10 protein-coding genes are annotated in these 14,212 nt (G+C 37.4%); 9 read left to right on the top strand and 1 reads right to left on the bottom strand.

The window, feature by feature from the left end; genetic code table 11:
• Positions 1-85: 85 nt before the first annotated feature.
• From GPK81_RS07345 to GPK81_RS07305, 9 genes are all read left to right on the top strand, one after another.
• Entirely contained in the window at positions 86-1,333 is a 1,248-nt protein-coding gene (locus GPK81_RS07345; protein WP_215706804.1) for a zinc ribbon domain-containing protein, read from the top strand.
• 307 nt (positions 1,334-1,640) lie between these two features.
• Entirely contained in the window at positions 1,641-4,709 is a 3,069-nt protein-coding gene (locus tag GPK81_RS07340) for a fucose pyrophosphorylase domain-containing protein (protein WP_252196625.1), read from the top strand.
• Positions 4,710-5,491: 782 nt separating this feature from the next.
• Positions 5,492-6,052 (top strand): glycosyltransferase, encoded by a 561-nt coding sequence (locus tag GPK81_RS18690; RefSeq protein ID WP_442860743.1) that lies wholly within the window; start codon positions 5,492-5,494, stop codon positions 6,050-6,052.
• A gap of 70 nt (positions 6,053-6,122) precedes the next feature.
• Positions 6,123-7,028, top strand: a complete 906-nt coding sequence (locus GPK81_RS07330; protein ID WP_215706802.1) for an acyltransferase family protein — start codon at positions 6,123-6,125, stop codon at positions 7,026-7,028.
• A gap of 194 nt (positions 7,029-7,222) precedes the next feature.
• Positions 7,223-8,416, top strand: coding sequence for a glycosyltransferase (locus GPK81_RS07325; protein ID WP_174095875.1), 1,194 nt, complete (start codon positions 7,223-7,225; stop codon positions 8,414-8,416).
• A complete protein-coding gene (locus tag GPK81_RS07320) occupies positions 8,413-9,528 on the top strand; it encodes a glycosyltransferase family 4 protein (protein WP_174095876.1) in 1,116 nt (371 codons plus the stop codon). Before GPK81_RS07325 ends, GPK81_RS07320 begins: the two co-directional genes overlap by 4 nt.
• A 126-nt stretch (positions 9,529-9,654) precedes the next feature.
• The gene (locus GPK81_RS07315) at positions 9,655-10,986 is read left to right on the top strand and encodes a hypothetical protein (RefSeq protein ID WP_215706801.1); all 1,332 of its coding nucleotides are present in this window, start codon (positions 9,655-9,657) and stop codon (positions 10,984-10,986) included.
• 21 nt (positions 10,987-11,007) lie between these two features.
• Complete coding sequence (locus GPK81_RS07310; RefSeq protein ID WP_215706800.1) at positions 11,008-12,171, top strand: hypothetical protein; 1,164 nt, start codon at positions 11,008-11,010, stop codon at positions 12,169-12,171.
• A 21-nt stretch (positions 12,172-12,192) separates the two neighbouring features.
• On the top strand, positions 12,193-13,656 hold the full coding sequence (locus tag GPK81_RS07305) for a flippase (protein WP_215706799.1): 1,464 nt from the start codon (positions 12,193-12,195) through the stop codon (positions 13,654-13,656).
• A 258-nt stretch (positions 13,657-13,914) separates the two neighbouring features.
• On the opposite strand, the gene GPK81_RS07300 is transcribed toward GPK81_RS07305, so the two are convergent.
• Positions 13,915-14,212: transposase domain-containing protein (locus tag GPK81_RS07300; protein WP_215706798.1), on the bottom strand; the 298-nt coding region annotated here is incomplete at its 5' end.

Here is a 14,212-nt window from a genome sequence, read left to right as displayed (position 1 = left end):
TGTCGCTTATGGAAATGATAAGCGACAAAAATAATAATTTAGATAAGTTATATAATAATACTTTTTCGAAAAATGGAGAACAAAGATGAAGCAACCAGAACCAGGCACGAACAGTACTGCGAAAAAAGGTTACAGCATCACAACCTGGCGTTTGCATCTCTGGTGCGATCATCCGGAATGGCTGAGGAATACACAGGAATTCTACAACGAGATTGCCACTTTTTATTACAACCTTCTTCTGAAACATGAAGAACTCTGGAATCTGGGAAGCCAGCAGACTTTGCGTGAACTGGAAATCTTAAGCATACCTGGCCGGGGAGGACGCATACCGGAAGAACCTTTGCCCTGGGAAAAAATCCCGCTGTATTTTCGCAGAGCAGCAGCCAACAAAGGAATCGCAATGGCGAAAAGCTACATCGGCCATCTGCATCAGGGAAACTTCAGACGCGCGGAAAAGCTGAATGCAGCAGTTACCTATTATAAAGGGATGTACAGAGATTTTTCCAACAGAGAGATCACACTTCGGGTCTGGAGCGGAAAAAAATGGTTCTGGATGCATTGCAGACTGTCAGGCAGAGAATTCCCGGAGAATGCCGCTCTGATGTCACCATCCGTAGTTTTTGAATACAAATACGACATGCTCCATGTCCCCGTAAAGAAAGAAAGCGGGAATACAGCCACCATAAAACAACGAATGAAAGAAGACTGCAATATTTTAAGCATACAGTTTACAAACAGCAATGCATTCGCGGTGGGAAGCGTGCTGAACTGTCAGGGACAGGAACAGGCAGTGAAATTCTGGGGCGGAGGCAGAGAATATAGCCATCATTGCCGGCGCATTCTGGAAAAAATCCGGAAATCCCAGCAGGCCACAGCAGGCAACCAGAAGGGAAAAGCAGACCAGAAATACTGGATGCATCTGAAACACCTGTCAGAACATTATGGCCATCAGGTCAGCAGCCAGATCATAGGTTTTGCACTGGAACAGCAGGCATCCGTGATCGTACTTCCAAGATATGACCAGAAATATTCCAGAAACGTAATGAAGGGAGCCGGAAACTGGAAGCCACTTCATCTCAGTACAAGGATCCGCCAGTATCTCGGGTACAAAGCCTGGGAAAAAGGCATTCTCGTTATCGAAGTACACGCTTCCGGGATCAGCACAACCTGTGCAAAATGCGGCGGAAAACTTCTCACAACGGACAGCAGAACCGGGATATGCTGCTGCGAAAACGGACATCAGGGAAACCGATATCTGAATGCGGCAAGAAATCTTGGCAGGAAATGTCTGATCCAGTTCGGAAAACTGGAACAGCCGGAAACAGAAAAATAAAAACCAGCATACCAGAAAAGCAGGTGGATTGACCTTATGACATTCGAAGAAAAAATGCCATAAAGTCAGTGCATCGGCTTAGCCGTGCTGAATAATAATGCGAAAGCAGCAAACGGAGCGTATCAGCGATAAACTCTGTCAGGTTGAATACCGCCTGTCGTGTGTGCATTCCCAAAGGAAATGCGGGCACGGCGAAGAATGGCCGTCCTGAAAAAATGGGCGGGAGTGTATTTGAAGTTATTTTTTTACAGCAATAAAAACGCATAAAAGATACGAAAGGCATCTGCAAAGACAGATGATGATAAATATGATAAATGATCGATACAAAAAGATGAAAAACCTGTTTTTGAGACAGAGTTACATAGATGCATGGCAGGACTATCAGAGATCACTGCGCAAGAAGAGTTTTGCCCAGTGGGATTATATTGTACTGACAGCATCCAACGAAGAACAGGCGGAGGCGTTCCGAAGCCAGATCGCATATCGGCAGGAGAAACATGTGCTTCCATGCAAAACAAAATATCTGGTTCTTCCTGATCCTGACGGAAAACGTGTAGGATCCGGAGGCGCAACCCTGCAGGTACTGCGAAAACTTGCAGAGATCGAAGAAATTTCAGGAGATTTTCATAATAAGAGAATTCTGGTCATTCATTCCGGCGGAGACAGCAAGCGCGTTCCACAGTACTCTGTGTGCGGAAAGCTTTTTTCCCCGGTACCCCGTGAGCTGCCGGATGGAAGAGCGTCCAGTCTGTTTGACGAGTTCTTGCTAGGCATGGCAGGAGTACCATCCCGGTTTCGTGAGGGAATGCTGGTGCTTTCCGGCGATGTCCTTCTTTTATTTAATCCCCTTCAGATCGATGCTCAGTTTAAAGGGGCAGCTGCGATCTCCATGAAATCTCCGGTAGAAATCGGAAAAGATCATGGCGTTTTCCTCAATAACGGAAAAGACTATGTGAAAAAATTTCTTCACAAACAGCAGGTAGAAACCCTGAAAGAAATGGGTGCTGTAAACAGCCAGGGAAATGTAGACCTGGATACAGGAGCCGTTCTTTTTGACGTGGAACTGATGGAAGCCCTTCTGTCACTGGTGCAGACCGAAGGACAGATCGATGAAGAAAAGTACGATCTTTTTGTCAACGAGGAGTCACGGATCAGCTTATATGGCGATTTTCTGTATCCGCTGGCAGAGGACTCTACCCTGGAACGGTATTATCAGGAACAGCCGGAGGGCACTTTCTGCGAGAAGTTAAAAACATGCAGAACTGAAATCTGGAATGCCCTTCATAAATTCAGCCTGAAACTGATCTGTCTGTCACCGGCGGAATTCATCCATTTTGGAACAACGTGGGAACTTTTGAGCCTGCTGACAGAAGAGATTTCCGATTATGAATACCTGGACTGGAAGCCGATGGTATTCACCAATTATCAGACAGAAATGCAGGGAAAAGCAGCAGTACATAACTCCCTGATAGAAAAAACAGTACAGCTTAAAGACCACTGTTACGTGGAGAACAGCTGGCTGAAAGGAAACACGGTTTTACGGGAAGGAAGTGTGGTTTCCTGCCTGGAACTGAAAGATGTGGAAGTTCCATCCATGGTACTTCACGGAGTTGTACTGCGAAAAACAGAACAAAACGGAAAACATCTTGTCCGGGCTTACGGAAGCAAGGACAACCCGAAAAAAACACTGGAAGAAAGCGGAAGTTTTCTGGCTGGAAATCTCCGGAGCCTTTTGGAAAATAATGGCCTGGAAACAGAAGATATCTGGAAAACGCAAGATCATTCTCTGTGGAAAGCAGAGCTGTATCCGGCGTCTGACAGTCAGGAAAAAGCAGTATCCTGGGCACTTCTTCTTTTCCATATGAGTCAGGGAACCGCAGATGAAAAAGAAGTGGCGCTGTGGAAACAGGAAAAACGTTATTCACTGGAAGAATCCTTCCGAATGGCAGATGCATCCATGCTCGTTCCGTGGAGCGAAGAACTGGAAAACCGGATTCTTGTAGAACATTTTCTGGAGAGAGTAAATAACGGGGAGCATTATGTGGACGCCCTGAAGACTTTTGGCGTAGCTGAGATCAATGAGAAACAGTTCGACATACTGATGGATATGGCAGAAAAAGAACTTCCTTTTGAGGAAAAGATCCGCGTGCTTTATGACATTTCCCGCTCTATGAAATTCATGAACAAAACATTTCACGGAATCAGTTATGACCAGATCGAACAGAAATGTTTTTCCGTACTTCAGCAGGAAATTTTTAGATCAAGCAATGTAAATCAGGTATATCACTACCACATTGCGAAAGACGAAGTAAAAGTATGCCTTCCTGTACGTGTGAACTGGGGCGGCGGCTGGACAGATACCCCACCATACTGTAATGAAAAAGGCGGTGTGGTATTAAATGCCGCGATCCTTTTAAATGGACAGGAACCTATCGAGGTGGAACTGAAACGCATTCCGGAAAAACACATCGAATTCGCCAGCCTCGATCTGGATGCATACGGAATCGTGACTACAGCCGCGGAAATCCAGGACTGCCATAATCCGTACGATTCTTTTGCCCTTCACAAAGCAGCATTGATCGCCTGCGGCATGATCCCTATGGAAGGCGAGGCAGATCTGGAGGAAATCCTGGACGGACTCGGCGGCGGATTTTATATGTCAACCCGGGTAAAAGGCGTGCCGAAAGGTTCCGGACTGGGAACCAGCAGCATCCTTTCCGGAGCAGCTGTCCGCGCCATCGGAGAATTTCTCGGAACAAACTGGACGGATTCCGATGTATATGAGCTGGTCCTGAACCTGGAGCAGATCATGAGCACAGGCGGCGGCTGGCAGGATCAGGTCGGAGGCCTGACCGGCGGCGTAAAATATATCACTTCCCGCCCTGGTATGAAACAGAAACTTCGTGTGGAATACCCGGAACTGGATGAAGCCACAAAAACAGAACTCCAGGAACGCTTCGCCCTGATCTACACAGGACAGCGCCGCCTGGCAAGAAACCTCCTCCGCTACGTAGTAGGCAACTACATCGGAGGCCGCAAAGAATCCAGAGAAGCACTGGAAGAAATGAAACACCTGGCCGTCATGATGCGTTATGAACTGGAACAAGGAGACATCGACGCATTCGCACAGCTTCTGAACAGACACTGGGAAGTCTCAAAGAAACTGGACGAAGGCTCAACCAACACCTGCATCGATCAGATCTTCGCCACCTGCGAAGACCTCATCGACGGAAAATTCATCTCCGGCGCCGGAGGCGGCGGCTTCCTCCAGGTGATTCTGAAAAAGGGAGTTACGAAGGAAGAGTTGAGGAAGCGGTTGTTGAGAGTTTACCAGGATTCTGGGGTGGATGTTTGGGATACGGAGTTTGTGTGGTAGAGATATGCGAGAAAACAATGTGTTGAAATTATATTGATGGTTAGATATAAAGATTTTGAGAGGAATATAGCAGAATGCCAAATAAGAAGAATTTACTGATTTATGCTCATTACTATATTCCAGATACTGCGTCAACGGGGCAGATCCTCCGTGAATTGGCGGAGGGTATGCTGGATAAGTTTAACATTACGGTTATTTGCGTAGTGCCGAGTTACTTGGGAACTATTGAAGATAAATACAAGACGCAGAAGTATTACGAAGAAGAAATCAACGGGGTAAAAGTTTTAAGGATAAGAGTACCGGAGTTCAGCAAGACCAATAAGAAGAGCCGTGTGAAGAACATTGTTTCTTATTTCTTTGGAGCTATGTGTGCGACCTTCAAGGTCGGAAAGATGGATTATGTATTCTCCATTTCACAGCCTCCAATCCTTGGTGGGCTGCTGGGCGTCTGGGGCAAGTGGATGAAACACGCCAAGTACATTTATAACATTCAGGACTTTAACCCGGAGCAGGTGTTGGCTGTTGGTTACACCAAAAGCAAGTTTATCACCGATGCCATGATGTGGTTTGATAAGTTCAGCTGCAAGCGCAGCGACCTTGTGATTACAGTCGGCCGCGATCTGGTGGAGACGGTAGAGAACCGCTTCAAGGGTAAGAAGATTCCGAAGACCGTTATGATCAACAACTGGATCGACGAGAACGAGATCTATCCGCTGGATGAAAATAACGAGAGGGTTCTGGCTTTCAAGAAGAAGTACGGTCTGGATGGCAAGTTCGTCATTATGTACTCCGGCAACATAGGCCTGTACTATGATCTTGAAAAGTTGATTGAGGTCATAGAACGATTCAAACCGGGTACGAAGACGGCAGATGGCCGAGAAGTCGTATTTGCTTTTGTTGGTGCGGGCTCCGTATTGGACAAACTGGTGCAGTATGTAAAACAGCATCACATGGATAATGTGGCTTTCATTCCGTACCAGGATAAAGCTGACCTGATTTACAGCCTGAATGCGGGTGACGTTCACTGGTGTGTGAATGCAAAAGGCATTAAAGGCGTAAGTTGCCCATCAAAAGCATACGGAATCATGGCGGCGGCTAAGCCAATATTAGGAGTCCTAGAATCAGGATCTGAAGTTCGTTGCCTGCTTGAAGATACACACGGCGGTCTTTGCTGTGAGCCGGGTGAGTATGACCAGGTTGAGGAAAATATTCGCTGGTTTATTGAGAATGTGGGAAGTGGTGAACTGAAGGCGATGGGAGCCAGAAGCCGTGAGAATTTGGAGAAGAATCTGACCAGAAACGTGTCGGTGAGAAAGTACGCAGAAGAGATTCTGAAGCTGTAAAGGAGAAAAATGAAGAACTTAGTGATATTCTTAATACTTTTATGTGCACTTTGGATGGTGGGGGTTCTTTTTGAGGATAAACAAGAGAACGATTATAAATTTATGTCTGTTCAACATACAAACATTTGTAGAGCTATTGCGGCCATTATTATTATTATTATTCAGCATGTTTCTGGCGGATTTGAAATTAGATATCTTACACCCCCTTGGTGGAATTGGTGTGGCTATGTTTCTGATTCTTTCAGGATACGGGCTGAATGAATCTTACAAGAAAAAGAAGTCGGGGGGATACTGGAAGAAAAAAGTTGTGCGAGTTTTAATACCATACTTAATAGTATCTATGGTTGTGATAGGCCTACAAATTTTGTGCAGCTTTAAAATTGAGATTCCATATTATTGGTATTTGGATTTCATTCTTTTTTGGTATTTAGTATTTTATTTAATTATTAGTATCCCAGGAATGTATGCGAAACGATATTGGATTTTGAGTGTTACAAGTATCATGGTTTTCATTGCGTGTACGATGGCAGGAAGTGGATTAAGGGCAGAACAGGCTTTATCTTTTTTGATAGGTATATGGATATCAGATAATTATGAAAGTGCGAGAGAAGTGCTGACAAATAAAGGTATATTATTTACATTGGTGATTACTGGAGGAGTATTGTTAATGACAAAACAGATTCCAATAATTCGAATACAAGGGGATACGGTTTTATGGCAGGGCATACAACTTGGAATGAAAGTATCATTTGCAATGGCACTTATCGGATTTATATATTGTTTTAGGAGAATTTTTAATAGTGGTTTTATTGCGCTTGTGAGCAAAATTTCTTATGAATTGTACTTGGTCCATTTTAGATTGTTAAGATTACCACAAAAAGGTGTTATGGGAATGTGTTCTTTTTTGGGATTAAGTATTATTGGTGCATGGGTAGTTAATAAGATTTCTAGTTATATAAAGAAAAGAATATGTTAAAAGGAAAAATGGACAGAATGTCTTTGATGAGAGTGGGGAGAGTATGCCAACGTTGAAAAAAGTATCTGTTGGTTTATTGAGAACGTTGAAACTAGAGATCTGAAGGGAATGGAAACCAGAAGCCGCGAGAATTTAGAGAACAACCTGACAAAAGAAGATAGTGAGAAAAGATATGTGGAGGAGATATTAAAGTTGTGAAGTACGATAAGATAAAAGTTGTACAGATAAATACATTTCCCTATAAAGCTACAGGAAACATTATGATGAATATTCATAATCAGCTTTTAGAAGAACAATATGATTCTTATGTGTTTTGGGGAAGAGGACGTGCCGCACAAAATGAGCGTGAGATAGCAATTTTGGATGAATTTGGAGTGAAATTGCATGGTGTTTATACGAGAATTACCGATAAAACAGGGTTTGCCTCCAAAAAAGTGACAAGAAAGTTGATAGGAAAACTACAGCAAATAAAACCAGATATTCTTCATTTGCATAATCTACATGGATACTATTTAAATATTGAACTGTTGTTTAATTATATCAGGGAAAACAATATAAAAGTGGTATGGACACTCCATGATTGTTGGGCATTTACTGGTCACTGTGCATACTTTGATATGGTTGGGTGTGAAAAATGGAAGACAGGATGCTATGATTGTGAACAAAAGAAAACGTATCCTTCGTCATTGATAAAAGATAATTCCCACTGGAATTGGGAGAAAAAAAGGTATTTATTTACAAATTTAAATATAACAATAGTTACTCCGTGCAAATGGTTAAAAAATATAGTGCAACAGTCTTTTTTTAAAGAATATCCAATTGAAGTGATTTATAACGGTATTGATTTAAATATATTTCATCCTACGAAAACAGACTTTGAAGAAAAATATAATTTGCAGGGGAAATATGTAATCCTTGGAGTGGCGAGTGAATGGACTGATCGAAAAGGACTAAAAGATTTTATTAAACTTGAGAAGATGTTGGATAGAACTAAGTACAGGATAGTTCTGGTTGGATTAATGCAAAAACAAATTAAAGAATTACCAGATACGATTATTGGTATTGAACGAACGCAAAATATACAGGAATTGGTTGGAATATATACAAGAGCAAATGTATTTTTTAACCCAACATATGAAGACAATTTTCCAACTACAAACCTAGAAGCAATTGCGTGTGGTACGCCGATAATTACTTATAATACAGGTGGAAGCCCGGAGGTTGTTACTGAAAAAACAGGTGCTGTATGTAAAGTAGGGGATTTAGAAAATGTAAAAAGTAAAATTGTTGATTGTATATCGAAAAAAATAGAAACAGTTAATGAACAATATGATTACAAACAAATGGTTAATTGTTATATTAAATTATATAGGAAAATAATGAAATGAAAAAAATATTATATATGACAAATTTGCCCGTTCCTTATAAAATTGATTTTTTTAATGAACTTGGAAAAAATATGGATTTGACAGTTGTCTTTGAAAGACGTACAGCTTCTGACAGAGAAGATTCTTGGCTTTCTTCAAGTTTTTTTAATTTTAAAGCTATGTTTATAAATGGAAAAGAATATGGAAACGAAGCAGCTTTTTGTCCTGAAATTTGTTCAATAATAAGAAAAGGAAAGTTTGATGAAATTGTTGTTGGTGCATATTATACATTAACAGGAATGTTGGCTATTCAATATATGAAAATCCATAAAATATCGTATTATCTAAGTTCTGATGGTGGATTTATAAAAGATGACAAGAAAATAAAAAGATATATAAAACAACATTTTATACGAGGGGCAAAAGGATACTTTTCACCAAGTAAGATGACCGATCAATATTTGATTCATTATGGCGCAAATGAGAAGAAAATACATAGATATCCATTCACATCATTAAAACATAGTGATCTTATAATGAGGGTACTTAATAATTCAGAAAAGCAAAAACTAAAAAAGAAATTAAAAATAACGGAAGAAAAAATCGTATTAGGTGTAGGTCAGTTTATTCCAAGAAAAGGATGGGATATTTTGATGGAGGCATCATTAAATTTATCCAAAAAAATTGGAATATATATTGTTGGTGGGAAAGCAACAGAGGAATATATTCTTTTAAGAAAAAAAATGAATTTGGATAATGTACATTTTATTGATTTTAAAAATAAAGATATTTTAAAGGAATATTATTACGTAGCAGACGTTTTTGCTTTGCCAACAAGAGAGGATATATGGGGGCTTGTTATAAATGAGGCACTTGCTTATGGTTTACCAGTGATTACAACAGATAAGTGTATGGCAGGTCTTGAAATGATCGAAAATGAAAAAAATGGTTATATTATACCAGCTGATGATGCAAAAAAATTGGCTGAAAAATTGACATTAATATTAAATAACGAAAATTCCTATAAAGAAATGAGAAAGAAATGTTTTAAAACAGCTGAATTTTACACTATTGAAAAAATGTCAGAATCCTATGTAAAAATACTACAGAGACATGAATGGGGAGAAATATAAATATTTAAGTTGTTATATAATATTTAAAACGACAAAAAGAATTATTAAAGCGTCCAATTGCCTATGTGAAATGTATTATAAAGTTGAAATATTGCTGCAAAAATAATTATATAGAGAGTGTATTAAATGAATAAAAAATTAATGGTAAAAAAAAGTATAATAATAGATGCTTTTGTGTATATTGGGATTTTTATGATAGTTATATTCTTTTTAATAGGATTAGATTATAGCAATTCTGATAAATTGGTGATTGTTAGTTTTATAATTAACGGAAGTATATTATTTGGATTAATAATCTGGGATCAATATCCAGTTAGTATCAGAAAGATTGGATATACTTTTGCATTTATATTTCATTTTATGGCACCAATGCAACAGTATACTTCAAAGACAATATTTTGGAATTATTCAGGCATGAATTTAAAATATTTAGATTCTGAATATCTTTATGCTAATATTGTACTTTTTCTTTCAATTCTTTTTTTTGAATTGGGATATAAAAGTCATAAAAAAATAAATAAAAGAATTGTAGAAAAAAATAATTATTTTAAAATGAGTTTATCTTCTGCAAAAGCGGTGACGATATTAAGTATTGGAGCAATTATTATATTAGGTTTGACGGGTAATATTGCTCATGTATCAAATTCTGAATCCTCTATGACAATTCAGTTATTTAATATTTTAAGATATATACCAGTGGCATCTATATTACTTTTACTAATTGACGCTACTAAAGGAGGAAAAATAAAACAAATATGCAGAAGTATTATCTGGATAATATGTTTTGTGATTTATTTTCCTCTTTGGGGGAGCTTGGCACGTTTTATTTTGTTAGGAACATATGTTGTTTTTGCATCGTTTGGCTTGCGAAAAAGTAAATATAAATCCCTTTTGTTTGGTGCTTTTTTCCTAGGATTTTGTTTAATGTTTTCAGAAACAAGGCATATGACCAGTTTTATGGATATATTGTTGAATAGAACTATTAATTTTAATCATGTAGATTTTGACGCACATCAGCTTTTAATGGCAAGTATAAAATACGTAAAAAATAATCATATTTTTTATGGACTGAATATATTTTCTGCACTATTTTTTTTACTACCGCGGAGTATATGGAAGGGAAAGGCTGAAGGAACAGGTTCAATTGTAATGAAATATTTTGGCTCGTGGCAATTAAATGTTAGTACTCCTTTGGTAGCAGAATTGTATACAGCGTTTAGTATATGGGGGGTGATTTTGGGATTTTTACTGTTGGGAAGAATGGTTTATAAAATAGATCAGTGGAGTTATTCATGTGATCCAATTAAAATATCACTATTTTGTTTGTTTGCCGGAATGACTACATATATTTTACGAGGGTCATTACTTGCTTCAGTGGCTTTCACTGGGGGATTAGTATTATCAATGTTTTTTACTTTCTTTGTATGCAAAATATTTAATGGTGAATTAAAAATCTAATGTTTTATCTGTGAAAAATATATGAAAGTAACGAAAGGGAAAATGATTAAGATGAAAATTGCTTTAGTAAAACAAGATGTATATCAAGATTTATATGTTGGAAATAAAGATATGTCGCCGGTAGAATTATTGTATTCATCAGCAGGTCGTGTTGGTCCAATTAGTTTATTTGATGAGTATGATTGTGATTTTTATATTGTAGAAGAAGAAAATACTTCAGAATGTCACGTGTGGGAAAAGGTTATGCCCCAAATGGTTAAGGAGTTTCGAAAATTAAAAACACAGACAGTTAAAGCTGTTAAGGGTATGGATTTTCATGAGCCAGGAAGTGATAAACCAAATGGATATTATGCTGTTAAATGTAGTAGTATTAACTGGAGTAAATATGATGTAGTCATTTCGATAAATGTTTCTGTACCGACACAAATTGTTCAAAAGTATCCACAAGTATTATGGGCGTATATGATTGGAGAAGCCAATTTCATGTTAGATAAAGTCTATTTTGGATACGATGTCTGTTTAAACCAGCTGATACGTGGGGAAAATGACCTAGTACATGGGGTGATTGATTTCCCTTATACTTTTGTTAATAAAGATCATTTAGAAAGAGTCTTATATGATGAGTTTGGTAAAGTAGAAAAGACTGGAATTTATGGAGAGATTAACACGACTACTGAAAGACCAGTAAGAAACATTCCACAATTTGAACCAATAAGTAAGGCTACAGGAGAACCTATTTTAGTTCATCAACAGAATATAAAAAATAATCTTGTTGAAATGTATAAAGCAAAATATTATCTAAAAGTTGGAGGAAGACAGACAAGAGGAAATGGAGCGATTGAAGCAATATCTTTAGGAACAGTTGTGTTGCTTTCACCAAGTGATATTATTTGTGGACAGGTACTTCCAAAAGAAGCTTGGGTTTTTACTGCTGAAGATGCAATAGAAAAAATTAATTATTTGAATAGTAATCCAGAAGAATATAAGAAGTTATTGGAGATAGAAAGAACTTTGGTTCAGCAGTTTGTAATTGATTACCCTAAATTCTGGATAGAGAAGGCAGTAGAATTAAAAAAGAAAACAGGCGTAAATAAAGTATATAAATATTCTAATGCAAAATATTTTTTAGACATCGTAAAACGATACAAAAATAAGAAAAAAAGAATTCAGATAATAGGAAAATAAACATAAAGTGAGGGACAGATTGTGGCTAGTCTGAAGAAAAATTTTATCTACCAGACGGGATATCAGGTGTTGGCAACAGCGTTACCTTTAATTACGACACCATACATTAATCGTGTTCTGGGAGCAGAGCAATTGGGAACATATACATATGCTGCTAATATTGCAAATTATTTTACGATTTTTGCAATGCTTGGTTTCAATAATTATGGCAGTAAAATGATTGCAGCCACAAAACATAATGAAAATAAGTTAGCTCATACGTTCTCAAGTATAAGAAAATTACAGTGTTTGATGGCAACGGTAGTGGTTGCCATCTATTTATTATTCGTAAGCTTGTGTATTCCTGAAAATAAATCATTATATTTTATAGAATCATTATGGATTATAAATTGTTTCATAGATATAAATTGGTTCTTCTGGGGAATAGAAAAAGTCAAGTTGACTGTTACCAGAAATTTGATTATAAAGTTAATTACATTGCTAGGCATATTTATATTTGTGAGAACTCGGAAGGATATATTAATATATGCATTTATTTTAGTAATAGGAACAATTTTAAGTGATATATATCTTATTTCACAGGTAAAAAAATATGTTAAAGGAATAAAAACTACTTTTTATGAAATGATTACTCATATAAAACCATGTATTGCACTTTTTATTCCGGTTGTTGCTATGAGCATTTACCAGCAAATGGATAAAACAATGCTAGGTTTATTGAGCACATATGAACAGGTAGGATATTATTCCAGTGCAGATAAAATAGTTAATATACCATTAGGAATAATTACTGGATTGGGGACAGTATCATTACCACGCATAGTATCATTGATTTCTGAAAACAAAATAATAGAATATAAAAAAGTAGTAGAAAAATCTATTTCTTTAGTGCTGTTTATGTGTTCAGCGATTGCTTTTGGAATTCTGGCAGTATCGCAGGAGTTTGTTCCACTTTTCTTTGGTAGAGAGTTTCAACCATGCGTTTCACTTATTTCTTTTTTAGCATTTGTGATTTTTTTTAAAGCTATTTCAACGGTTTTGGTAAATCAGATTTTAATTCCAAACGATAATGAAAAATATTATATTATATCAGTATTTGCTGGAGCGTTTATTAATCTGATTTTGAACTATTCATTGATAAGAAAATTCGATGCAATAGGAGCTGTGTATGCAACTCTTATTTCAGAATTAATCGTATGTTTTATTCAGATTTTTGTATGTTTTAAGTATTTGAATACGTTAAAAATGATAGGAAAAAATTTTCAATATATTATTTTTGGTATAGTAATGTATAGTTTAGTTCGGAAAGTAGCAATTCTTATTAAAGATACTTCATTGCTTCAAAGAAATATACTTGAAATATTGTTTGGAGGAGCTTTCTTTTTAGGGGTATCTATAATTTATTGGGAAATTAAGAAAGATTCTACATTTTATCCGATAATTACAACTTTTTTGAATAAATTAAAACAAAAACATAACCACTGATTGAATATTTCTGTGAGGTCCTAGGGGAAGACTCCCTGTGTGTTAGGATAGTTGTCAGTGAAAGGCAATTACTTTTGTGGTAGTATATAGCTATCACAGGAAGGGAGCTTTCACTATGAACTATAGTCCAGAATTAAAGGATGCACTCCTCAGGAGAATGCTTCGTAAATCCTCAAACATGAGTACCGGGTATCAAAAATCCCCGCTAAAATGCGGGGATTGAACAGACTTTATAGAATAGGTATGCACATTGAAAAATCAAGATTTTTTGTATCGGCTTGGGCATTCTTTCTGGACTCTGGGTGACCATGGCAGAAGATCATCGATAAATCTGAGATCTTTGTCATCCATGTGCTGAGGAATCTCAGTAAGCAGCAGGTTGAAATATTCAAAAGTATTTATCAGGTTTGCCTTTGCTGTTTCAACCAGACTGTACAGGATGGCACTTGCCTTTGCACCATTGGAAGATTCGATCAGAGAGTATGAAACTTTTTCTGTAAAATAATGTTTATAAGGTTCTTCTATGATACAATAAATATCATTAGGAGGGCCTTTT

The organism is Blautia sp. MCC283 (assembly GCF_018785565.1).
GTDB lineage: Bacteria > Bacillota > Clostridia > Lachnospirales > Lachnospiraceae > Blautia_A.
The sequence above is the reverse complement of the archived record's forward strand: the minus strand, read 5'-3'. Positions and strand labels throughout refer to the sequence as shown.

Excerpts from the sequence above, each read along its gene's own strand:
- GPK81_RS07320 (WP_174095876.1), top strand. The coding sequence starts at position 8,413 with ATGAAAAAAATATTATATATGACAAATTTGCCCGTTCCTTATAAAATT.
- GPK81_RS07315 (WP_215706801.1), top strand. The coding sequence starts at position 9,655 with ATGAATAAAAAATTAATGGTAAAAAAAAGTATAATAATAGATGCTTTT.
- GPK81_RS07340 (WP_252196625.1), top strand. The coding sequence starts at position 1,641 with ATGATAAATGATCGATACAAAAAGATGAAAAACCTGTTTTTGAGACAG.
- GPK81_RS18690 (WP_442860743.1), top strand. The coding sequence starts at position 5,492 with ATGTACTCCGGCAACATAGGCCTGTACTATGATCTTGAAAAGTTGATT.
- GPK81_RS07345 (WP_215706804.1), top strand. The coding sequence starts at position 86 with ATGAAGCAACCAGAACCAGGCACGAACAGTACTGCGAAAAAAGGTTAC.
- GPK81_RS07310 (WP_215706800.1), top strand. The coding sequence starts at position 11,008 with ATGAAAGTAACGAAAGGGAAAATGATTAAGATGAAAATTGCTTTAGTA.